A 22535-nucleotide genomic window follows, 5' to 3' on the forward strand; every position below is an offset into this window, starting at 1 on the left:
CTAATTCACCTCGCTCGCCATGACTGTCAAGGTATCAGAGATTTCTTGGAACATCTGACGTTCTGTCTTTTCTCCACGGTAGATTTGGTTGTAAAGAATGCCGTCCTTGATAAAGAGAACGCGCTTGGCCCTGCTAGCTGCCGCTGTTGAGTGGGTTACCATGAGAATGGTTTGCCCACGCTCATTGATTTCATCAAAAACATCTAGAAGAGCTGCGGACGACTTGGAGTCAAGGGCTCCTGTTGGCTCATCGGCAAGGAGAATTTCAGGCTCGGTAATGATGGCGCGTGCTACTGCAACCCGCTGTTTTTGCCCACCAGAGATCTCATAAGGGTACTTCTCTTGCAATTGGTTGATGCCCAAATTTTCAGCGGTTACTACCAATTTTTTCATCATCTCCGTAATGGGCTTTCTTGACAAGACCAAGGGAAGCAAGATATTGTCCTTAACAGACAGGGTATCTAGTAAGTTAAAGTCTTGGAAGACGAAGCCTAACTTCTCACGACGGAAGCTCGAAGCCTGAGAATTTTTAATGGTTGCTGTGTCTGTTCCATTTAGATACACCTGTCCCCGAGTTGGTTTGTCAAGCATCGCTAGGATGTTGAGTAGGGTGGATTTCCCAGAACCAGATTCTCCCATGATGGCAACGTAGTCACCCTTTTCTACTGTAAAGTGAATGTCTTTAAGGGCCTCTACTTGGTTGCCTTGAAAACGTGTTTTGTAGATTTTTTGAACGTGTTTTACATCTAAAAGTGTCATGATTTTCTCCTTCTTAATATCCCATCAATTGAAATTGTGCTTGCATCATAGCGCATCCTAGTTGAACACGCTCGATATCTTTTTGACTTGGTTTTCTTCTTTTCTTTTGTAAGATTTGTTTCATGTTATTACTCCTTTGTTCTTTATGAGTCTAGTTTATCGCAAAAAAAGACGGCTTGCCATAACCTAACCTTACAAAAGAGACTTTAATCTTACATTTTTGTAAGATTGAAGAATATCAAGCAATTTCGCTATCAATATTTTACCATAAAAGAAATACAAGAAGAAAACCCTTGAAAATACAAGGGTTAAAATTCACTTCTTTTTCTAATTTCCTTGAGAAACGAAGAAATTATCTATAAACTATTTCCAAATTCGACTCACCAAAACCAGCCATCATCATCATTGATTGGTTGAGCTTCTTTGATTTTTCGTGGTCCTGTTCCGTACATTTCTGCTTCGATTTCTTCCTTAGTTGGCAGGATTGAGGCGAGGATGATGTAAATTATCACACCAACTCCAAAATTTGATATGGTAAAAATTGCGAAGAGAAAGCGAACTAGGGTTACATCAAAATTCCACTTGTCTGATAGACCCGCTAAAACTCCTGATACCATACGATTTCGTCTCATTTTATAAAATTTTGTATTCATGATTGTTTCCTCTTTCGGTATTCTTACAAGTAGTATAGCATGAATCAGAACTATCAACATCAGTCCTTAGGCTGATTTAAGATGACGAGTTTACCTCGGCAGACGCCACAGCGATAGCGCTTGGTATCAATCCTTCTCTTACGCTGATAACTTTGCTGGCAAGATTGGCACTGATAGACTAGGTAGGTACTTTGGGCTTTCAAAGGGGGAACAAAGCGCAGTCCATCCACTTCTTTCAAAAGTTCCTTAAAATCTCGGTCCTTGTGGCGATAACCCTTCTTTTGAAAATAAAGGTGATAGTGACAGAGTTCATGGCGCACGATTTTGCGAAAGACTTCCAAACCTAGTTCGTTATAAACCTTGGGATTAAAATCCAAATGCCCATCCTTTGGGAAAAATCGGCCACCTGTCGTTCGCAGACGAGAATTCCACTGGGCTTGGTGCGTGAAAGGTCTACCAAAGTCTTCTAGGGAAACAGACTTAACGTACTCAGTCAGATTCATCTGGAGCTAAGAGCGACAGATTGACTTTTTCACGTTCAGTATCGATTTTCTTAACCCAAACCGTTACCAAATCCCCAACTGACACCACTTGGCTGGGATGTTTGATAAATTTACGGCTCATATGCGAAATATGAATCAAGCCGTCCTCATGAATCCCGATATCAACGAAGGCACCGAAGTCAACGACATTCCGTACCACACCTTCCAGCTTCTGACCAACAACTAAGTCCTTGATATCTAGGACATCTTGACGGAGTACTGGAGCATCAAAAGAGTCACGGAAATCACGACCTGGTTTGAGTAGATCTGCAATAATATCTTTGAGGGTTTCCGGTCCAAGTTCTAGCTCTTGCGCCATTTCCTTGACTGAAAGGGACTTCAGCTTATTTTGGACTTCTTCATTTAAGTCCTTGATATCCAAGCGTTTGAAGAGTTCCTTGACAGCAGCATAGTTCTCTGGGTGAACTCCTGTATTATCGAGGATATTGCTACTTTCAGGAATACGGAGGAAACCAGCAGCCTGCTCAAAGGCTTTGGCACCGAGCCGAGGAACCTTCTTGATTTGAGCGCGTGAAGTGATTTTTCCTTCTTCCTCACGGTATTTGACGATATTTTCAGAAATGGTTTTATTGAGTCCAGCTACGTGGGAAAGAAGAGCTGGGCTGGCTGTGTTGACATTGACACCGACTTGGTTGACCACCGTATCGACAACAAAATCCAGACTCTCAGATAGTTTCTTCTGACTGACATCGTGTTGGTATTGACCGACACCGATTGACTTAGGATCAATTTTGACCAACTCCGCAAGTGGGTCTTGTAAACGACGGGCGATAGAGATAGCCGAGCGTTTTTCAACGGTTAAGTCTGGGAATTCCTGACGAGCAAGCTCGCTGGCAGAGTAGACCGAAGCGCCACTTTCATTGACGATAACATAGCTGACCTCTGGAAAATTTTTAAGAACTTCCGCCACAAAGGCTTCACTTTCACGACTGGCCGTTCCGTTTCCGATGGCGATAATTTCTACGCCGTACTGACCAATCAAGTCAGCCAAGTCTCGCTTGGCTTCTTCAATCTGACGAGCAGAGGCTGGTTTAACGGGATAAATGACTTGAGTCGTCAGCATTTTCCCCGTCGCATCAACGACAGCCAGCTTGGCACCTGTACGAAAGGCAGGGTCAAATCCTAAAACCACGCGCCCTTTCAGTGGAGCAACCAAGAGGAGATTGCGCAGATTGTCCGAAAAGAGTTGGATAGCCCCTTCTTCCGCTTTCTCAGTCAATTCTGTCCGAATGCGGCGCTCGATAGCAGGCAAGACTTTTTTCTTAACAGATTGCTGGATAACTTCATCAATATAGGCGTTCTTCACCTTGAAACGAGCAGCAAAGAAAGCTAGAATACGATCCGTTGCATGTTCAAAACCAACCTTCAGTATGCCAAGTTTTTCCCCACGGTTGAGGGCCAAGGTTCGATAGCCCTGCATGTTCCCAACAGTCTCAGAGAAATCATAATAAATCTGAAAAACTTGTTTTTCATCAAGACTCTCATCCTTGACTTGCGAGGTGATTTTAGAGTGTCTCAGCACTTCCTGATAGGTCATAGCACGTAGATTGACATCTTCCGATAAGGCTTCTACCAAGATATCAACTGCTCCAGCTAAGGTTTCTTGACCAGTCGCAAATCCTTCACAGACAAATTTCTCAGCCTCTTTCTCTAAGTCAGCTACGTTTTGCAAAATCAAGCGTGCGAGAGGGAAGAGTCCAGCTTCACGGGCAATGGTTGCCTTAGTTCGACGATTTTCCTTGTAAGGAAGATAAAGTTCTTCTACGTCTGCTAATTTCTCAGCTACCAAGATAGCTTCTTCCAATTCCTTAGTTAGCTTGCCTTGTTCTTGAATCTTAGCCAAGACAGCTTCTTTACGCTCATTGAGATTAGTCAGGCTTTTATCCAAGTCGATAATGGCCTTAATCGCCACTTCATCCAGACTACCAGTCATGTCCTTGCGGTAACGTGCGATGAAGGGAATCGTCGCCCCTTCTGCCGTCAAACTTAGAACAGTATCGATTTGCTTTAACGTTACACCCAAATCTTGGGAGATTTTTTCATATTTTTTATCCATAAACCTATTATACCATAAGGGACAAGGCTTGTTTCACCTTATCTGTTTTTACCTCTTTAATTCTCAAAATAAAAATAATCCCTTTTCCGTAAAATAATAGTATAATAGAGGTAGAATTTAGAAAAGAGGTAGGCCCATGGCTGTTAAATTTACGAAAACTGATGACTTGGACAAGATGTTTGAAGAATTTGCCAAACTTCCTGACTTAACACAGGTCACTTTTCCAGATGGCAAAGATAAAAAAGAAAAAGTTGAGAAGAAAAAATAGATGACGATTTTCCAATCTCTTCCTCCTAGTGTATTACAAGCAGGGGCTATTTTTCTCTCCATCATAATCGAAGCCCTTCCTTTTGTTCTGATTGGGAGCCTCATTTCAGGCTGTATTGAAGTCTATATCACGCCTGATAAAGTCACTGAATTTCTCCCTCGCAATCGTTGGGGGAGGATTTTTTTTGGTACCTTCATCAGCTTTCTCTTTCCCTCTTGCGAGTGTGGAATCGTTCCCATCATCAATCGTTTTCTGGAAAAAAAGGTGCCCAGCTACACAGCGGTTCCCTTTCTGGTGACTGCTCCCATTATCAATCCTATCGTTCTTTTCGCTACTTACTCTGCCTTTGGCAATTCAATAAAGCTTGCCTTCTTGCGAGCGCTGGGAGCTATTGTGATTGCTTTGGTGTTTGGGATTTTCCTAGGATTTTTCTGGAAGGAACCCATTCAAAAAGAGAATCCTATCACTTGTCACGAACATGACTTTTCACACTTAACTCCTGCTAGAAAGGTCTTTCAGGTCTTTATACAAGCTATTGATGAGTTTTTCGATATGGGTCGTTACTTGGTCTTTGGTTGTCTCTTTGCTGCTATCGTGCAGGTCTATGTCCCGACTCGGATCCTGACCTCTATCAGCTCTAGTCCAGTCCTTGCGATTCTCTTGCTCATGTTTCTTGCCTTTCTCCTTTCCCTTTGTAGCGAGGCGGACGCCTTTATAGGAGCTTCTCTCCTCTCGAGCTTCGGCCTTGCGCCAGTCCTTGCTTTTCTGGTCATTGGCCCCATGCTTGATATCAAAAATCTCCTCATGATGAAACACTATCTCAAAGCGCGCTTCATCTGGCAATTCATGGGCATCGTGACTCTGCTTGTCTTGCTTTATTCTTACACGATAGGAGTGATGCTATGATCCGATTTTTCATTCTACTGGGCTATTTTGCTCTGACCCTTTATCTGCAGCTATCTGGCAAGCTTAGCCACTACATTAACCTCCACTATTCCTATCTAGTCTATATCTCCATGATCCTTTCTCTTCTGTTGGCTCTGGTCCAATTCTATATCTGGATCAAGAAAATTAACTCTCACAGCCATATGGAAAGTCGGCGAACTAGACAAATCAGTATCCTTTTACTGTCTCTACCTCTCTTGATTGGAATTGCCTTTCCGACGGTAAGTTTGGACTCGAGAACCGTATCTGCCAAAGGCTATCATTTCCCGCTTGCTGAGGGAATCGATACAGCTATTCAGGCAAACGAAGGCACATCCAGTCAATACCTCAAACCCGATACCAGTACCTATTTTTCCAAGTCTGCTTATGAAAAGGAAATGCGGACTACAGCTGATAAATACCTCTCCCTGTCAATCATTCAAGTCACAGACGAAAACTATATGGAATTCATGGAAGTTCTCTATGATTATCCACAAGAGTTTGAAGGAAAGAAAATCGAGTTTACAGGCTTTGTCTATAACGATCCCAGTCATCCAGATAGCCAGTTCCTCTTTCGCTTTGGGATTATTCACTGTATCGCTGACTCTGGTGTATATGGACTCTTGACCAAGGGAAACTCACGCCAGTATCCTGACAACACCTGGATTACCGCTAGAGGAACCCTGACCCTCCACTACCATAAAGAACTCAAACAAAAACTCCCAACACTGGAAGTGGAGAGTTTCACAAAAGTAGACAAACCAGAAAATCCTTACGTCTATCGTGTGTTTCAAAAGTAACCCGACAACAGACAAATTACTTTTTAAAGTAGTTTGTCTTTTTTGTTCTCCTAGTTCAACAAAATCAACAGACAACCTTTCAAGCAATAGAAAAAGTCCCAAGAAATAAGATTTCTCGAGACCATAAAAATGTTAACAAGATAGGGTTGACAATTATCACATATCATAGCTTAACTGCAATAGAGTTGTGATAGAAAACGTTGATTTACTAGAAAAATAAAACTCATATTAAACTGAATATTTCAGTTTCTTACTGGCATAAAGCTATTTGAGTTTAATTTAACAACCACTAACCTCTATTAACGCCACCAAATGCTGAACCACAAACGGAAGTAGAATCCTAAGAACATAATGTGCACCTCCTTTTGAAAAACGTTTTTCCATCTCAACTATATTATATATTTTCTTGTGGAGAATTGCAAATTTTTTCAGTCAAATTACTAGCTTTTTTCAAAAAAATATGATAAAACGCAAAATTTTATATTAAAAATAGTTATTTACTTTCGGTTTCTGTAAAATGAAGGCATAATATAAATGCACTAAGTCCCATAACTGGATTTTTTCTGTTAAAATTTTGAGGCTAGTTCATAACTTCCAACTGTTGAAATTATGAACTAGCCTCTTTTCTGCGCCATGAAACTCCGCTTTTTACTGTTTTTCTTCAGCTCAGTTGGACTACTTCTCATTTTGTAATAAGGCTCTTACCCCGTCTGCTCCAATTTTATCCTCAGCTTTTTCAAAGAGTTGAATAGATTGATAAAAATAATCTCGTGATTTATTTGAATTTTGCTTCAGATAAATCTCTCCCATCCCTCTATAGGAACAGGCTTGGGCAATGAAGTCCTCGGTTGTCAAAGCAAAATCTAGGGATTCTTGCATATAGCTTTCTGCCTCTTTTAGATTTCCCAACTTTAAACGAAGGTAGCCTTGTTCATAGTTGTTAACAGAAAATTTCAAAGCATCATTGGGAAAATATTCTTTTATAATTTGCATTTCCTGATCGATATAGAGTAGAGCTTTTTGAAAATGACCCATTTCTCGGTAAACCATCGCTAACTGATGATAACCAACATGTTCATTTTCTTGATCACTTTTAGTTCGGGCTAAGTCAATATAAGACTGGTAGATACTTAAGCACTCCTTATAATTTTGCTCTTCAAGGTAGATATAGCCCATCAAATTTAATAAACTAAAATCTGTGCAAGTTTCCAATAAAAAGTCAGCTTCAACTAATGTTTTAGCTTCTTCAATCTTGCCCTCAAACAATAATTCCCATGCTTGATTCATTTTTTCCCTCGAAATTTTTATCAAAATACATGTAAGAAAGCAATCAGAGCTGACAGCATCTCATATGCGAAACCTTTTCTGTGATGCTTGTAGGAAATAGTATACCCCATAAAGATTACATTTTCTTTGAGCATAACGACCACTTCCTCTGCCATTTTATCACTCTCTCTTAAAGCTATAACCATAATAAACACTTCTTCTACAGAAATCTTTCCATTTTTTCTTTCTGCTATTAGCTTTATTAAGCCCTCCCTATCCTTTGTTTGACCTCTTTAATGACGGGAACAGAGCTGATTATTCCGGTAGTCATACAGAATATCTAAATCTTTTTCCTAGATATTACATAACAACAATCTTTCAGTTTCTAAAAAATCATACCCTTCCTCGCTTTCATTGGATGACAAATAGGATCAATATAATCAGGAATCTTACACGTTAGCCTCTGTTAGGTTCATACATTTTCACCAAAACTATTTTGCTACTGCTTTTCTACCTACTTTCCACCCTTCCAATTCCGAGCAATCTCTTCGTCTTTTTGGAGTTGGTCTACCAGTTCCTCTACGGAGTCAAATTTAACCATATCTCGGACACGGTCCAGCCAGTAGACCATGACTGTCTCACCGTAAATATCGTCAGAAAAGTCAAAAATATTGACTTCAAAACGTGGCTCTTCTCCATCGAAAGTAACATTTTTCCCAACGCTTGCCATGCCACGATATCTCTGACGTTGTACTTCTACATCGACTACGTAAACACCGTCTGCTGGCATATAAGTTCGATCTCTTAGGACTAGATTGGCTGTTGGATAACCGATAGTACGCCCACGAGCATTTCCGTGAACGACCATCCCACGAGAAGGGAGAGGTGTTCCGAGCAAGTGACCTGCCTCCCTCACATCACCATCAAGGATAGCTTGTCGGATTCGCGTAGAACTAATCTTGCCCTTTTCGTCCTCGACCGGAGGAACAATGATAATCTCTCCATCAAAATAATCCTTCAGGTCATCCGCAGTTTTCTTATCTGAACCAAACGTATAATCAAATCCTGCCACAATGACAGCTGGTTTTAAAGCTCTAACATAGGTATCAAAGAATTCTTGCCCTGTTAAGCTGGCAAACTTGCTACTAAAATCCAGTAAGAAAAGAGCCTCTACACCGTGCCACTTCATCTTGTGCTCCCGTTCATCATGATTGACGATGTGGAGCATGAGCTCAGGTTGGTAAGGTTGTAAGGCAAGTTTTGGCGACTCTGTAAAGGTCATCACGACAACTGGCAGATAATCCTTCATCGAAGCCTTGCTGGCCACTTCAAAAAGTTTCTGATGCCCCCTGTGGATGCCATCGAAATAACCTAGTACAAGGACTGTTTTACCCGGTACTGCAATATCTTTTTCGTTCTTAATAGGTACTGTTGTAATCATGAAACTATTATATCATAGAGCCTGTCTTTTCGCTAAGAGGAAATCCCAAATGTCGTTTTTTGCGCCTGAACTGACCTTGATAGACAATTTAAGGTATTCATTTTTAAAAAATAGCACCTCCTAAGAGATGCTATCGTTTGGTAACTAGTCTACTGTTTCTTCCAAGTCTTTTAACTTAACCGAAACAATTTTAGACACACCTGATTCTTGCATGGTAACTCCATAGATAGAATCCGCTGCCGCCATGGTCCCCTTACGGTGGGTCACGACGATAAACTGACTATCCTTGTCAAAGCGATTGAGGTAATCCCCAAAACGTTTAACATTTGCTTCGTCTAGCGCCGCCTCTACCTCATCCAAGATAACAAATGGAATAGTCTTGACTCGAATGATAGAGAATAACAAGGCCAGAGCCGATAGGGCTTTTTCACCACCACTCATGAGGTTGAGAGACTGGATTTTCTTACCTGGTGGTTGAACAGAAATCTCAACCCCAGCTGTTAAAAGGTCGCCCTCAGTTAATATCAAATCTGCCTGACCTCCGCCAAACATCTGTCTAAAGGTCACTTTAAAGGACTCACGAATCGCTTCAAAGGTTGATTTGAAGCGTTCCTTAACCTCATCATTCATCTCTGTGATGGTCTCAAGGAGCAGGTTTTTCGCAGACAAAATATCATCTCGTTGGCTATTTAGGAAATCCAAACGGTTGTGGACTTCTTCGTACTGTTCAATAGCATCCAAATTGACTGGACCCAGTGAGCGAATAGCCTTCTCAAGATCTTTAACCTCTTGCTCTGCTAGATTGAGATTTTCCAACACATGCGCTTTTTCGAGAGCCTCAGTGTAACTGATCTGGTACTGATCAGTTAATTGAGCTTGTAGATAGCGCAAGCGTTCGCTGATCTTCTCTTTCTTGGCTTCAGCACGTGTTTGTTTGCGAATCCACTCCTCATTCTGCTGACGAGCCTGGTCCAAATGGCTGGCAATATCATCCAGCTGGCCTTCGATATCATCCAACTCAAACTGCTTGCGAATCAAACCTTGCCGGAGGTTTGTTTTCTGAGTTTTGGCCTCTTCCGCCTGTTGACTTAACAAATCCGTATCAACTTTCTCAAGATTATCAACCTTTTCTTGGAGGAGACGCTGGATTTCCTCTTGTTCGATATCCAGATTATCCAGTTCCTTACCTAGGCGTTCAATATCAGTCACTTCGTACCGCTTTTGTCCTTGCAGTTCTGACTTAAGCAAGCGTGCTTGCGCTACTTGTTCCTGCAAGTTTTGATAGCGTTCTTGAATAGCGTTTTTATTAGACTTAATCTCTTCAATCTCAGCTTCTAGATTTTGCTTTTCACTTGCGATAGTAGAAAGGCGCTCTTGGCATTTTTCCTTATCCGCTTGCCAATCTCCTTCAGAAAGACGATTTAATTCCTCTGCTTGAAGTTTCCAAAGAGTTTCCAGTTCTTCGACCTGCTGATTGGTTTGTTGATAAGCAAGGTACAAGCCTTGCTCCTGAATACGAGCTTGCTCACCCTGAGATTTGATAGCTTCTAATCTTTCTGTTAATAATGCCATCTCATCTTGCAAAGTCTTCAAACTCGCTTCTTCTGAACGCAGGCTTGCTTCTTCTTCAGCAATTTCTTTTTGTAATTGCTCCAGCTCTGGCTTGATGAAAATACTATTATTCTGGCGATTGGCACCACCCGCGTAGGAACCACCTGTGCGCAACTCTGTCCCATCCAGTGTCACCATACGAACCTGGTAACGAACTTGGCGAGCTGCGGCACGCGCATGTTCTACAGTATCAAAGATAGCCGTCGTAGCTAGCAAGTTCTTGAAAATGGCTTCTAGTCTAGTATCAAAAGTAACCAACTCATCAGCCATTCCAAGGAAGCCTGGACTTGATGCGATAGCATCTTGATTCTGACTGGAAATCGTACGAGCCTTGATCGTCGACAAAGGAAGGAAGGTTGCACGACCAGCTCTGTTGCGCTTGAGGAAATCAATAGCCTTAGTCGCTGCGTTCTCATCTTCTACGATGATGTGCTGACTGCTTGCTCCAAGCGCAATTTCTAGGGCAGTTTGGTAATGCACATCAAAAGTCAAATGCTCACTGACTGCGCCAATAATTCCACCTAAGCGGTCTTTTTCTTGGAGAACACTCTTAACACCCGCATAAAAGTTACTATGATTTCTAAGGATATTCTCTAAACTCTGAGCTCTAGCCTGCTTGTTTTTGAGACTATCCAGACGGTCAAATAGTTGGCTCTGCTGGGCTTGGTAAGAAACTTTCTGTTCCTCTTGCTCCTTGGCACTAGCTTGGTAGTCCGCCAATAATTTCTGAACCTGCTCCTTGGCAGTTTCAAGCTCGGTCTCTTGCTGACTAGCCTTCTCTTTAGCTGTAGTCAGTTGATTTTTCAATTTCTCAAGTTGATCTGCTTGTTTTTGAGATAGCTGACGGCTGTTCTCTAGTTCATTCTCGATGCGGGTCAGTTGGTTTGAGACATCCGCTTCTTCTTGTAAAAGAGCGACAAAGCGTTCACGCAAGAGCTCGATCATCTGGTCAGGATCGTCTGAGAAAGCCAACAATTCTGCCTCTAAACGATTGAGTTCCTTGTTGTTTTCAGCTAGATTTTCCTCTAACTGTGCTAGCTTCGCTTCTTTTTCCGCCTTCTCTGTACTTAGAGTCTTTCTCTTATCTTCTAAAGATGCCAAACGGGCTTGTGCTTCTTGTTGATTGAGAGCAACTTGCTCAGATTCCAACTTCGATAGGGCTAATTTTCGCTCTAAATCACTTATCAGATTCGTCAGATCCATCAAACTTCCTTGGTCTTTGGACATTTGAGCTTGGAGATCTTGGCGTTTCTTTTTAAGACTTTGATTTTCTTCTTCTAACTCTTCACGCTTTTGATAATAACTAGTCAAAAGCTCCTGAACCTGAGTTAGTTCTTCTTCAGTCAGCTCTAGTTCAGCCTTGTTTTCCTTGATTTGGGCTACCAGTACATCCAAGTAAATGGCCTTGCGTTGACCATCCAGGTCGAGAAACTTACGAGCATTCTCAGCTTGTTTGGCAAGAGGCTTGATTTGATTGTCCAACTCGTAGATAATATCCTCTAAACGGTCTAGATTATCTTGAGTTTGTTGTAGCTTGCTTTCTGTTTCTTTTCTACGAGTCTTGTATTTCAGAACTCCAGCTGCTTCTTCAAAAATAGCTCGGCGTTCTTCAGGCTTGGAGTTAAAAATCTCCTCAACCTTCCCTTGAGAAATGATAGAGAAGGAATCCCGTCCCAGACCTGTATCTAAGAAAAGGTCATGTACATCACGTAGACGAACTTTCTTGCCATCAATTCGATACTCACTATCTCCACTACGATAGATATGGCGTTCTACCTTGATCTCTTGTCCCGCATCCTTGATAAAGCCATCTTCATTATCCAAGGTCACGACAACAGAGGCATAATTGAGCGGTTTACGACTTTCAGTCCCAGCAAAAATGACATCGGGCATCTTGCCACCACGAAGGCTTTTGACACTAGACTCCCCCAAGGCCCATCGCAGACTTTCTGTGATATTTGATTTTCCAGATCCATTTGGCCCAACGACAGCTGTCACACCTTGGTCAAAGACGACTTTTGTCTTGTCAGCAAAGGACTTGAATCCCTGAATCTCAATTTCCTTTAAATACATGAATCCAGCCCCTTCTCAACGGCATTTTTTGCAGCCTCTTGCTCTGCTAATTTTTTAGAACGGCCTTGACCTTTTCCGATACTCTTGCCTTCAACTAGAACTTCTACATCAAAAACCTTATCATGAGCCGGTCCTGTCTCAGAGATAACCTGGTAGCGAATGTCCACATCCCCATTGACCTGAAGCAACTCTTGCAGATGAGTCTTGTAATCCTTAATCATTTCAAAGTCACCTGCTTCGACCTTGGGAATCATGACCTGATAGATAAACTCTTTTACCCTAGAAACATCCTTGTCTAAAAGCAAAGCTCCCAGAAAGGCTTCAAAAGCATCACCGAGAATGGTGTCACGATTGCGCCCACCAGACTTTTCTTCCCCTTTTCCCAGCTTGATAAACTGATCAAACTGACAATCACGCGCAAAACCAGCCAAACTCTCCTCACGGACAATCATGGCACGGAGTTTGGACAAATCTCCCTCTGGTTTCTTAGGATATTTTTTATACAGATATTCTGAAATCAATAATTGCAGAACAGCGTCTCCTAAAAATTCCAAGCGCTCATTGTGTGAAATTTTTAAGAGGCGGTGCTCATTGGCATAACTCGTATGAGTAAAGGCCGTTTCCAGCAAATTCTTGTCTGCAAATTCGATTGCAAAACGCTTCTTCAGTACAGTTTGTAATTCTTTCATACTGACCTCTTTCTAATAATTACGATTCTTTCTATTATAACAAAAAAAGCCCTCTGAGTCACTTTAAAATGGGACTAGGGGAGAGTGGGATAGTTTTTGAAAAAAAAATTTCCAATTTTGGAGGCAATATAAAGAAAAAAGCCTTATTTAAAGGCTTTTTTAGGCTGTTTACATCCACCCTGAGGGAATCGAACCCCCATCTTAAGAACCGGAATCTTACGTGATATCCATTACACTAAGGGTGGAAACTTGTTTTATTATAACAGAAATTTGCTCTAATAACAAGTTTTTTATGGATGGACTAGGCGTCTATTAGTGGGAAGCATCACCATTCCAGATAGAGTTTTTCACGATAACATAATCAACGTGCTTGAGGTCAGCAACCTTGCGTCCCCCTGCGTAGGAGATTGCACTTTGCAGATCTTGCTCCATCTCAGTAAGGGTATCTTGCAGATGTCCTTTGGCAGGAAGTAAGATGCGTTTGCCTTCCACATTTTTATAAGCACCCTTTTGGTATTGGGAAGCTGAACCATAGTATTCTTTGAACTGTTCGCCATCGACTTCAATCGTCTTTCCTGGACTTTCGATATGCCCTGCAAATAGGGAACCAATCATGACCATGCTAGCACCGAAACGGATAGACTTGGCAATGTCACCGTGTGTACGAATCCCTCCATCAGCAATAATCGGTTTACGCGCAGCCTTAGCACACCAGCGAAGTGCTGCCAACTGCCAACCACCTGTACCAAAACCAGTCTTGACCTTGGTGATACAAACCTTACCAGGACCGATTCCGACCTTCGTAGCATCCGCACCAGCATTTTCCAATTCACGTACAGCTTCTGGTGTTCCCACATTTCCAGCAATGACAAAAGTATCTGGCAGTTCTTTCTTGATGTGCTGAATCATAGAAATCACGCTGTCTGCATGACCATGGGCAATATCAATCGTGATATACTCAGGAGCATCAACTTTGAGCTGGCTAACAAAGTCATACTCGTAGTCCTTAACACCGACAGAAATGGAAGCAATGAGCCCTTGATCGTGCATGCGTTTGATAAAAGGAATGCGCCCCGCCTCGTCAAAACGGTGCATAATGTAGAAGTATCCGCCTTTAGCCAGTTGCTCTGCAACATCCTCATCCAAAATCGTCTGCATATTTGCAGGTACTACAGGTAGTTTAAAAGTGTGATTTCCAAGTGTGACACTCGTATCTGCTTCTGCACGGCTTTTAATGACACATTTGTTTGGGATCAACTGAATATCTTCGTAATCAAAAATTGGAAATTCATTTAACATATCGATGTCTCGTTTCTTTTGTAATGACCTACCTATGCTTGCGCATCTCTACGTCTTTTACGACGTTTCCTTAATTCATTATAAACTAAAGTACAGTTTTTGTCAATTTTTAAAATAAATATTCTAAAAACGTTCGTTTTTTATCATAATCAAAATCTTCTGAAAATCACTAAAAAACATTAGATTCGTAAATTATAGTTGATAACTACTTTAGCCAATCCAAAAGTGCGATGACAGTTCTATACCATCACCGCACTGATTTAGTCTATTTATTATTCTAATCTCCTTTAGATGATTTCATTGTAAAGGTATAATACTTGTCTCCGCTATAAGTTATTTTAAAGACCCCATCTTTTTGTTCACTGTATAGGCTCGCATTTCCAGCAACCTTACCGTCAAATATAATGGTGCCTGTCACATAACTCCATTTAGGAGTGGCAATTTCTTCTCCTTTATAGGTGATTGTAGAAGTATGATCTGCCTTTAAAGTTGCTTTCAAGGAATCTGGTGCTATTTCTCCAGATGCGTCTGCATCCATTACATCCACTACAGACGCGCCTACCCAGTCTCCTAAGAGAGCTTTCTCTTCTTCTGGTAAGAAGTTCTCAGGTTTGGCTGCATCTGTTCCTTCTTTTGCAAGTTTCACATCCATTGAAGTTCCGACAAGCTCTTTCAAGATGCTTTCAAATGTAATCGTATCCTTACCAAGCTTGCCAACCATATCAGTATTTTCAATAGTAAGAGTTAACGTGTTATCATCATTTTTCCATCTACCTTCTGCAGTTGTTCCTTCTACGTTTAGTTTCGCCTTGCCTCCACTCATCAATTCGAGTTTGAAACCAGCCATATCATCACCAGAGAGCGTTACTCCCATGGCCGTTCCACTAACAGCCACGTATTTGCCCACTAAGGCATCGTCCGCTCTTCCACCTGATTTTCCACAAGCTCCAAGCGTGATAAGTAACATTTGAAAGTCTATCTCATTCACTCGTCTATTCTAATCAAAACTTGCCTCCTGCACCACCGTGAGTTCTTCCTGATGAAGATGTATGAGTACTGCTACCTCCAGAAGAAGATTTACTCTCTTTGGGACGAGCCACCTTATCAACCGTTTTATATAGAAACTTTTCTTCTGCTTGAGTGACAGTGAGACTATTTTCTACAATATAATTTGTCGCTGCCACCTCTGGCTCCACACTTTTGAGTTGACCAGCCATACTTGAAACAACTACAAAGGCTGTGACAAGACCTACACCTAGAGATAGGGGGACCCATATCCAACTTAGCGGTTCCTTAGGAAGATTCCCTTTGTCATAAGGTTTATCTGTCTTAGCCTGCGTTAAGAACTTATCGCTCAGTTCTGCAAAACTGCTAAATGCTTGCTCATATTCTCCGTTGCTTAGTTTCGGAACAAAGCGATCAGACATATATTCTAAACCTGCATCGGTAAATGCTCGAATCGCATAACCTGTTGTGGTGATATGCCAATCCCGTTCCTTCATACTTAACAACAACAATAAACCACTATGGTCCTCACCCTGACCATAACCATTATAGTCAAAATAATCATCTGCAAAGGCTTCTGGTGTCTTCCCTCCCAGATCCTTGACAGTCACAATAACAAGGTCACATTTCTGCCGCTCACTAATCTCATCAAGTTTACTTAATAAATCTTTTTCTTCTGCATCACTCAGTAAATCCGCTTCATCCACGAGACGCTTCAGGGGTCCAAACTTAGCAGCAATAGCAGTCAAACTACGGTGGGCACTGTCATACCAACTACTATTGCTATGATAAACTCCTTTGATAAAGGTATCCCAAAAATCTCCCAGAAGCTCTTTTGCTTTTCCCTTGTAGCAGATAGTTCTATAATCTTTAGACTTCCCTATTATCAGAAGAATAGCATCTTCCTTCCCTCTCTGGAAGAAATCCGTTGTATATTGAGTTACATCATCATAAGAGTCAGCAATGAGCAGATAAGATTTGAACTGATGCTCTTTGTAAATAGCTTGTGCTTCTTCTTCTAGTTTGCTTTTCTCATTGGATGATAGGAGGCCGACCTCATCATAAATTAAAGTTTGACTTGACATGTCAGCTGACACAATCCCAATCAAGGTAAAAGCGAGAAAAACCGCAAGAAGGAATGATAGTAGTTTTTTCATCATATCTTCCTCCTTACATTAGATAAATCAACCAAACAATGCCATAGCAAACAATAGAAGTAAATGCTGCAATCGTCATAAAATAGCGCCAGTAGACTCGTTTATCCAAGGGAAGATTACCTACAAATTTTCCTGTTTGACCATTCATAGCAAAAACGTACTTTTCATTATTCCAAGTTGTGTTTAACAACCAGACTGGATAAAGGACATACTTGGCTTTGCTATTTTTAAACTCAACATGGCTACTTTCTGGAGTTACCATTGTAAAGCCTTTAACTGTTTCCGCAAATCTATCTTCAGTACTCCTTTTAGCCCGTTTATTAGCGTGGGTGATACTTTCTTCTGCCGTCACATCATAACGCTCGGCCAAATAACCTGCTAAATAGGCTGTTTGAAAGTCAACTGCTTTTGAAACATCAAAAGGTTCAATGGATTCCATCAAGGTATTGTCCATACTTTTAGAACCGTCAACAGGTAGATGAGAAAAGGCTAACTGACCAGAACGAAGGACAGAGTAAAATTCAGTTTGGGTGTAATTGTAATCTTTGTCACTCCAAGTCGTTATCCTAGTTGCTTTGTACTTAATATCCGCATCCGCTTCTGTATTAAATAACCAAAATGGTACGTAAACACCCTTTACTTCATCAATATGGTTCTGATCCTTAAAAATTTTTGGCAATAAACGCTTGCCGAGAAGATGCTTGTTAAGCGCTTCTCTGGCAGCTTTTTTATCCAGTTTAAACGGAATAACCAACTCTGGTTTCAAATCACCTACCAGACGTTCCTTGAGAACAACTGGATTGTCACAATAAGGGCAAGTTGTCGCAGCAGTATTTTCATCAGCAATCAATTGTCCACCACAGGAATTGCAAATAAAGACGTTCAGCTGTTCATCATCCTCTTGCCATTCTGTAGCAGAATCCGTTGCTAGAGATGGCTCTGAAACAGACTGGGCTTCATCCAAATGCTCGTCCATGTGCTTGAGACTCTCCATTTCGTACTCAGAGTCACAATAAGGGCACTTCATTTTCTGAATTTTGGTGTCAAAAGATAGTGCTCCACCGCAACAAGGACATTTGTATTCTAAATTATCAGCCATGTCATCATCTCCTCTCCCGACACTAAGCCAATCTAGAGTTGTCTTGTTCTAAAACGTTGACCCGCATTCAGGACAGAATTTTGGTGCCTGGCCAGAATCTGGAACTGTCCAACCACAGTTACTACAATGTTTTGCCTGATGAACTATCGGTTTTGGACTGCCACAATTTGAACAGAATTTACCTGTATTTACCGTGCCACATGAACAAGTCCAGCTATTGTCCACTGGTTTCGGACTGCCACACTCTGGGCAGAACTTCCCCATAGCCTCATGGCCATTTGGACAGATCCACTTATTGACATTCGGAGTGCTTGGTGGTGCTTGATTTTCTGTTTGTGCTTGGTTAGCAGCCTGTTCTTGTCCCATAGCAAAGAGATTTTGTGCATTCATGCCACCGCCTGCATTGGCTGCCATGCCAAAGCCCATAAAGCCAGTCATAGCTCCTGCTTCATTACTTGCGGCTGCCTTCATAGCATCTGCCTGTGCTCCAACCAAGGTTGCGGCTGCCATAGTCGGATCTTTCATAATAGCAGTACGTTGAGCCTGCTTAATCATTTCGGCATCTTCTTCTGGGAGAGTAACAGAGCCGAGTGCAATGCTAATGACTTTAAGACCACGAAGTTGACCCCATTTTTCTGAGAGAGTTTCATTGAGGGCATTTTCTAATTCTGTATTGTGGCTGACAATTTGATTCGGTCTCAATTCCATATCAGATAACTTAGCAAAAGAAGGTTGCAAGGCGCTGATAAATTCAGTTTTCAACTGTGAGTCAATTTCTTCACGCAAATACTCTCTTTCAACATTTCCACAAACATTTGTATAGAATAAAAGTGGGTCAACAATCTTGTAAGAATAAACCCCTGAGCAACGAACAGAAACGTCAAGGTCTAAACCAATCTTAGAATCTACCACACGAAATGGAATTGGGTTTGGTGTACCGAATTTATTATCAACTAATTCTTTTGTATTAAAATAATATACACGCTGATCTTTGCCAGTATCGCCTCCATAAGTGAAGCGTTTACCAATTTGTTTGAAAGTATCCTTGATAGAATCCCCAAGATTTCCTGTAAAAATACTTGGTTCGCTAGATGTATCATAAGTGAACTCACCTGGTTCGGCACAAACTTCTACAACCTTACCTTGCTCAACAATCATCATACACTGACCATCAGCTACCGCAATACCTGAACCATTGGAAATAATATTATCACTGCCCTTAGTATTGGATGATCGACCAGAGACCCGCTTTTGCCCCTTGACAACCATGACAGATTTGTCCATAGACTCACAATAGAAAAATTCTTTCCATTGATCGGCTAATACCCCACCTACAGCTCCTGCACCTGCTTTGATAAGTCCCATATTGTACCTCTTTTCTTTTTATCAGTGAGCCATTAATAACTCACTTGCCTACCGCCTTTCTATTAAATAATCCTTTCCACCTCCCATTCATTGTGATTACTGGTATGAGCGATTCTATGCATAGCGACTATTAAAAATATTGTTAACAACTAATCAATTATAACTCAAAAAAGCCCACTTAGACCCGACTGCAAGTAGCAAAACATGCGAAGGGAGTCTAAATGAGCCACTTACAGTATAATTCTAGCTGTCATCAGCTACAACTCTCAGTAAGCTAACAAGGAGAGTGTAGGAAGCGAAAGAACGACGTTAAATGGATAATTCTAATATTTATATGATGATGGTGAGGTTCTATCAGCTTATTTTCAATAGACAAACTACTCGTAAATCCTCTTAAACAGTATCTTGGACTTTTAAGCACTCAAATGCCACTTAGTCTTTATATATTATGAGTTACATTAAGCAAATGGTAATCTATGTAAATCAGGGTCTCCTAATGATAAATCCCACTAATAAACCGCCTTACTTCAAACTCACTTTAAAATGTAATAGTTACGAATTTCTATCTTTATTTTACCTTTTTTTCTAGGATTTTGCATGTCCTATACTGAATTTTTGAAATTTTTAGACAATTGTTTCCATTATGTCTAATTAATTCTCGGAAATCACTATATATAAAAACATGTGAAAGGATAGCCGCTTAGGGTCTACTCAGCTTAATAATATTCGCCCTGACGATAGTCCCATGAGTTAAAGGTATCTGACAAGTGCATCATGAATTTATCAATGTCAAGTCCTTTACGGATCACAACTGGAGCTGGTGAGATTGAACGGGCTCCTCCTTGTTCTGGAACGAGTTTGCCCTCTTTATCAACCATAGATACCATCACACCTTGCTCATAGCGAGTTTCAATCGTTTTATCAGGCTGGATGGATGCCACGTAGTCGTCTGCTTCAATGACAAGGTCCACTGCTCCTTCAATACGTTCTCCGATACCTTCTACCTTACCTCGGTTTCCTTTACCAGATGGGTTGGCTGATGAGGCATAGACCATTTTACCTTCTTCCCACAGTTTAGCAGCCAACTGTTCACCAGCTTTACCAAACTTGATGACAAAACAGCTAGTACCACGAACGTCAGTCATAAGTTCTTCACGGCCATCACCGTATGCTTTGAGTTTTTCAAAGGCTTCTGGTTTCCATGGAAGGATACAGCCAAGGAGAATATCTTCATCCCAATGTTTTTGGTAGAAGGCTTCAATTTCTGGATTGAGTTGTGCTAAAGCGCGAAGCTCATCCATACTACCACAGAGGACGACTCCTGGTTTGTTGCGATTACGCTCTTTGGCTTCAAACTTGCGTTCAAGTCCTGCCTTATCGCTAGTCATGATGATGTAACCAACTTTGGTTGGACAAACGATACAACCGCCCTCTCCTTTTAAAATGTCATAGCCTTCTTGTGAAAGTGTTCCGTTCCATTGAATGTGTTTTGTCATAGTTCTATTTCCTTTTCTATTTTTTCTAATCCTGCCAGTAGGCTGGACGTTGTTTTTCATAGGCAGCAATCAAATCTTCATACTGCAACGTAATACCGATATCATCCAAACCATTTAAAAGCTTGTGTTTCCATTCACTATCGATTTCGAAAGTGAATTCTCCAACTGGTGAGATGATTTTCTGTTGTTCCAAGTCCACGGTTACCTGATCGCTTGGTTGCAACTGGGCTAGTTTCTCTCTAACCTCTCTGGGCTGGACAATAGGCAACATACCATTATTGAGTTCATTATTGTAATGAATATCCCCAAAAGATCCCGCAATCACAACTTTAAAACCATAGTCAGTTAGAGCCCAAGCTGCGTGTTCCCTAGACGATCCTGCGCCAAAGTTGTCCCCTGAGATGAGAATACTAGCTTTTCGATATTCAGGTCTGTTAAAGACAAAGTCTGGATCTTCAGTATACTTGTCGTCTAAATAACGCCAAGCATACATGAGGTACTTACCAAAGCCTTTCTTATCAATCAACTTGAGAAACTGCTTGGGGAGTATTTGGTCGGTGTCAATGTTATCATTCATAAGAGGAACGGTCGTTCCCGTATAAACTGTAAATTTCTCCATATCCTCTCCTTACTGGGCTTCTGGCATCTGCCGAACATCTACAAAACGCCCTGCAATAGCTGCCGCCGCTGCCATGGCTGGACTGCAGAGATGGGTCTTAGCACCAAATCCCTGTCTATCTTCAAAGTTTCGGTTACTGGTTGAAGCGCAGTGGACACCATCTGGAACCTTGTCAGGATTCATCCCCAGACACATGGAGCAACCTGGATCTCTCCACTCAAAACCAGCATCCAGAAAAACCTTGTCCAAGCCCAACTTCTCAGCAGCTCGTTTCACAGGACGAGATCCTGGTACTACGATAGCCGTTAAGTTAGGAGCAATTTTCTTTCCTTTGACAAATCGTGCAGCTAGTTGTAAATCGCTGAGACGAGCATTTGTACAAGATCCAATAAAGATATAGCCTAGTTCAATATCTGCTGGCTTTTGACCAGGCTCCAAGTTCATGTAATTGTAGGCTCGCTCATCATTCATATCCTTAATTTCTGGGAAGCTACTGTCAAAGTCAACCCCCATAGCAGGATTGGTTCCCCAAGTCACCATAGGAGCCAAGTCTGAGACATCCATCTGGATAACCTTATCATAGACAGCATCATCATCACTAACCAGTCTTTTCCAATCGTCTACTGCCACATCAAAATTCTTGGGAACACACTCGCGACCCTTTAAATAGTCATAAGTCTTCTGATCTGGATTCATGATTCCCATCTTAGAGCCAAACTCGATGGACATATTGCAGATGGTCATTCGCTCTTCCATGGTCAAAGCATCAACTGCTTCCCCACGATATTCCACCACATAGCCAACACCACAGGCAACGCCGTACTTGGCAATCAAGGCGAGAATGTAATCCTTGGAATAAACTCCTTTTTGAGAAACACCAGTGAATTCTACCAGCATTTTCTTGGGTTTGACCTGCCAGAGTGTCTGGGTAGCAAAGACATGCTCCACCTCACTAGTCCCAATCCCAAAGGCGATAGCTCCGAAGGCTCCATGAGTTGCTGTATGGCTATCCCCACAAACGATGAATTTTCCTGGTTGGGTCCGTCCTGTTTCTGGACCAACCATGTGAACAATCCCTTGCTTCTCAGAACCGTGAGCTGCATGTTCAATCCCAAACTCCTCAACATTTTCAGCCAGTTTATCAATTTGAGCCTTGGAAATCACATCTCGAATATCATAGATATTGACCGTCGGGACATTGTGGTCAAAGGTTCCAAACGTCAAGTCTGGTCGTCTCAATCTGCGACCTGCGTCTCGTAATCCTTGAAAGGCTTGGGGACTGGTCACCTCGTGAATATAGTGTTGATCTACATACATGAGTTGGGGCTGCCCCTCTTCTCCTGTGATGACATGGCGTTCCCATAATTTATCAAAAATCGATTTTCCTGCCAT

At 41.6% G+C, this 22535-nt stretch carries 19 protein-coding genes and 1 tRNA gene; 3 read left to right on the forward strand and 17 right to left on the reverse strand.

Annotated elements, in window-relative coordinates; translation table 11 throughout:
• The 4 genes from HMPREF9184_RS06545 to HMPREF9184_RS06560 form a co-directional block, all read right to left on the reverse strand.
• Positions 1 to 759: an ABC transporter ATP-binding protein gene (locus HMPREF9184_RS06545; RefSeq protein WP_000173370.1), complete on the reverse strand. Its 759-nt coding sequence runs from the start codon at positions 757 to 759 to the stop codon at positions 1 to 3.
• A 380-nt stretch (positions 760 to 1139) separates the two neighbouring features.
• Entirely contained in the window at positions 1140 to 1412 is a 273-nt protein-coding gene (locus HMPREF9184_RS06550; RefSeq protein ID WP_001092794.1) for a PspC domain-containing protein, read from the reverse strand.
• Positions 1413 to 1471: 59 nt separating this feature from the next.
• Entirely contained in the window at positions 1472 to 1915 is a 444-nt protein-coding gene (locus HMPREF9184_RS06555) for a SprT family protein (protein ID WP_001054534.1), read from the reverse strand.
• Positions 1902 to 4031: a Tex family protein gene (locus HMPREF9184_RS06560; protein WP_000359159.1), complete on the reverse strand. Its 2130-nt coding sequence runs from the start codon at positions 4029 to 4031 to the stop codon at positions 1902 to 1904. Before HMPREF9184_RS06560 ends, HMPREF9184_RS06555 begins: the two co-directional genes overlap by 14 nt.
• Before the next feature lie 136 nt (positions 4032 to 4167).
• Here HMPREF9184_RS06560 and HMPREF9184_RS10020 point away from each other — a divergent pair, with 136 nt between their 5' ends.
• Genes HMPREF9184_RS10020 through HMPREF9184_RS06575 form a run of 3 tightly spaced genes read left to right on the forward strand, consistent with a single transcriptional unit; the run spans position 4168 to position 6023 of the window.
• Positions 4168 to 4299 (forward strand): SPJ_0845 family protein, encoded by a 132-nt coding sequence (locus HMPREF9184_RS10020; protein ID WP_000268700.1) that lies wholly within the window; start codon positions 4168 to 4170, stop codon positions 4297 to 4299.
• Positions 4300 to 5205 (forward strand): permease, encoded by a 906-nt coding sequence (locus HMPREF9184_RS06570; RefSeq protein WP_000151873.1) that lies wholly within the window; start codon positions 4300 to 4302, stop codon positions 5203 to 5205.
• The gene (locus HMPREF9184_RS06575) at positions 5202 to 6023 is read left to right on the forward strand and encodes a TIGR03943 family putative permease subunit (RefSeq protein WP_000617745.1); all 822 of its coding nucleotides are present in this window, start codon (positions 5202 to 5204) and stop codon (positions 6021 to 6023) included. The genes HMPREF9184_RS06570 and HMPREF9184_RS06575 overlap by 4 nt, the downstream gene beginning before the upstream one ends.
• Positions 6024 to 6698: 675 nt before the next feature.
• Here HMPREF9184_RS06575 and HMPREF9184_RS06580 read toward each other — a convergent pair.
• From HMPREF9184_RS06580 to leuC, 13 genes are all read right to left on the reverse strand, one after another.
• A complete protein-coding gene (locus tag HMPREF9184_RS06580) occupies positions 6699 to 7310 on the reverse strand; it encodes a tetratricopeptide repeat protein (RefSeq protein ID WP_001070710.1) in 612 nt (203 codons plus the stop codon).
• A 493-nt stretch (positions 7311 to 7803) separates the two neighbouring features.
• On the reverse strand, positions 7804 to 8730 hold the full coding sequence (locus HMPREF9184_RS06585; RefSeq protein WP_000633647.1) for a bifunctional riboflavin kinase/FAD synthetase: 927 nt from the start codon (positions 8728 to 8730) through the stop codon (positions 7804 to 7806).
• A 144-nt stretch (positions 8731 to 8874) separates the two neighbouring features.
• Positions 8875 to 12414, reverse strand: a complete 3540-nt coding sequence (gene smc, locus HMPREF9184_RS06590; protein ID WP_000280900.1) for a chromosome segregation protein SMC — start codon at positions 12412 to 12414, stop codon at positions 8875 to 8877.
• Positions 12405 to 13103: a ribonuclease III gene (gene rnc, locus HMPREF9184_RS06595; protein ID WP_000661477.1), complete on the reverse strand. Its 699-nt coding sequence runs from the start codon at positions 13101 to 13103 to the stop codon at positions 12405 to 12407. The genes smc and rnc overlap by 10 nt, the downstream gene beginning before the upstream one ends.
• A 173-nt stretch (positions 13104 to 13276) precedes the next feature.
• A tRNA-Arg gene (locus HMPREF9184_RS06600) sits at positions 13277 to 13348 on the reverse strand.
• 67 nt (positions 13349 to 13415) lie between these two features.
• The gene (locus HMPREF9184_RS06605; protein ID WP_000931146.1) at positions 13416 to 14402 is read right to left on the reverse strand and encodes a GMP reductase; all 987 of its coding nucleotides are present in this window, start codon (positions 14400 to 14402) and stop codon (positions 13416 to 13418) included.
• Between the two features lie 277 nt (positions 14403 to 14679).
• The gene (locus tag HMPREF9184_RS06610) at positions 14680 to 15369 is read right to left on the reverse strand and encodes a hypothetical protein (protein ID WP_156790141.1); all 690 of its coding nucleotides are present in this window, start codon (positions 15367 to 15369) and stop codon (positions 14680 to 14682) included.
• 34 nt (positions 15370 to 15403) lie between these two features.
• Complete coding sequence (locus tag HMPREF9184_RS06615) at positions 15404 to 16567, reverse strand: TPM domain-containing protein (protein ID WP_000976314.1); 1164 nt, start codon at positions 16565 to 16567, stop codon at positions 15404 to 15406.
• Between the two features lie 10 nt (positions 16568 to 16577).
• Complete coding sequence (locus HMPREF9184_RS06620) at positions 16578 to 17663, reverse strand: hypothetical protein (RefSeq protein ID WP_000774771.1); 1086 nt, start codon at positions 17661 to 17663, stop codon at positions 16578 to 16580.
• A 48-nt stretch (positions 17664 to 17711) separates the two neighbouring features.
• Complete coding sequence (locus tag HMPREF9184_RS06625) at positions 17712 to 19028, reverse strand: SPFH domain-containing protein (RefSeq protein WP_000522908.1); 1317 nt, start codon at positions 19026 to 19028, stop codon at positions 17712 to 17714.
• Positions 19029 to 19744: 716 nt separating this feature from the next.
• Positions 19745 to 20524, reverse strand: a complete 780-nt coding sequence (locus HMPREF9184_RS06630; protein WP_000160509.1) for an L-threonylcarbamoyladenylate synthase — start codon at positions 20522 to 20524, stop codon at positions 19745 to 19747.
• A gap of 25 nt (positions 20525 to 20549) precedes the next feature.
• Entirely contained in the window at positions 20550 to 21143 is a 594-nt protein-coding gene (leuD, locus tag HMPREF9184_RS06635; RefSeq protein ID WP_000410628.1) for a 3-isopropylmalate dehydratase small subunit, read from the reverse strand.
• 9 nt (positions 21144 to 21152) lie between these two features.
• Entirely contained in the window at positions 21153 to 22535 is a 1383-nt protein-coding gene (gene leuC, locus HMPREF9184_RS06640; protein ID WP_000907587.1) for a 3-isopropylmalate dehydratase large subunit, read from the reverse strand.

Origin of the sequence: Streptococcus sp. oral taxon 058 str. F0407, assembly GCF_000235485.1 — a bacterium.
Lineage (GTDB): Bacteria > Bacillota > Bacilli > Lactobacillales > Streptococcaceae > Streptococcus.

Excerpts from the sequence above, each read along its gene's own strand:
- leuD (WP_000410628.1), bottom strand. The coding sequence starts at position 21,143 with ATGGAGAAATTTACAGTTTATACGGGAACGACCGTTCCTCTTATGAAT.
- rnc (WP_000661477.1), bottom strand. The coding sequence starts at position 13,103 with ATGAAAGAATTACAAACTGTACTGAAGAAGCGTTTTGCAATCGAATTT.
- HMPREF9184_RS10020 (WP_000268700.1), top strand. The coding sequence starts at position 4,168 with ATGGCTGTTAAATTTACGAAAACTGATGACTTGGACAAGATGTTTGAA.
- HMPREF9184_RS06545 (WP_000173370.1), bottom strand. The coding sequence starts at position 759 with ATGACACTTTTAGATGTAAAACACGTTCAAAAAATCTACAAAACACGT.
- HMPREF9184_RS06605 (WP_000931146.1), bottom strand. The coding sequence starts at position 14,402 with ATGTTAAATGAATTTCCAATTTTTGATTACGAAGATATTCAGTTGATC.
- HMPREF9184_RS06570 (WP_000151873.1), top strand. The coding sequence starts at position 4,300 with ATGACGATTTTCCAATCTCTTCCTCCTAGTGTATTACAAGCAGGGGCT.
- HMPREF9184_RS06625 (WP_000522908.1), bottom strand. The coding sequence starts at position 19,028 with ATGGGACTTATCAAAGCAGGTGCAGGAGCTGTAGGTGGGGTATTAGCC.
- HMPREF9184_RS06575 (WP_000617745.1), top strand. The coding sequence starts at position 5,202 with ATGATCCGATTTTTCATTCTACTGGGCTATTTTGCTCTGACCCTTTAT.
- HMPREF9184_RS06615 (WP_000976314.1), bottom strand. The coding sequence starts at position 16,567 with ATGATGAAAAAACTACTATCATTCCTTCTTGCGGTTTTTCTCGCTTTT.
- HMPREF9184_RS06560 (WP_000359159.1), bottom strand. The coding sequence starts at position 4,031 with ATGGATAAAAAATATGAAAAAATCTCCCAAGATTTGGGTGTAACGTTA.
- HMPREF9184_RS06555 (WP_001054534.1), bottom strand. The coding sequence starts at position 1,915 with ATGAATCTGACTGAGTACGTTAAGTCTGTTTCCCTAGAAGACTTTGGT.
- HMPREF9184_RS06620 (WP_000774771.1), bottom strand. The coding sequence starts at position 17,663 with ATGGCTGATAATTTAGAATACAAATGTCCTTGTTGCGGTGGAGCACTA.
- smc (WP_000280900.1), bottom strand. The coding sequence starts at position 12,414 with ATGTATTTAAAGGAAATTGAGATTCAGGGATTCAAGTCCTTTGCTGAC.
- HMPREF9184_RS06550 (WP_001092794.1), bottom strand. The coding sequence starts at position 1,412 with ATGAATACAAAATTTTATAAAATGAGACGAAATCGTATGGTATCAGGA.
- HMPREF9184_RS06610 (WP_156790141.1), bottom strand. The coding sequence starts at position 15,369 with ATGTTACTTATCACGCTTGGAGCTTGTGGAAAATCAGGTGGAAGAGCG.
- leuC (WP_000907587.1), bottom strand. The coding sequence starts at position 22,535 with ATGGCAGGAAAATCGATTTTTGATAAATTATGGGAACGCCATGTCATC.
- HMPREF9184_RS06630 (WP_000160509.1), bottom strand. The coding sequence starts at position 20,524 with ATGACAAAACACATTCAATGGAACGGAACACTTTCACAAGAAGGCTAT.
- HMPREF9184_RS06585 (WP_000633647.1), bottom strand. The coding sequence starts at position 8,730 with ATGATTACAACAGTACCTATTAAGAACGAAAAAGATATTGCAGTACCG.
- HMPREF9184_RS06580 (WP_001070710.1), bottom strand. The coding sequence starts at position 7,310 with ATGAATCAAGCATGGGAATTATTGTTTGAGGGCAAGATTGAAGAAGCT.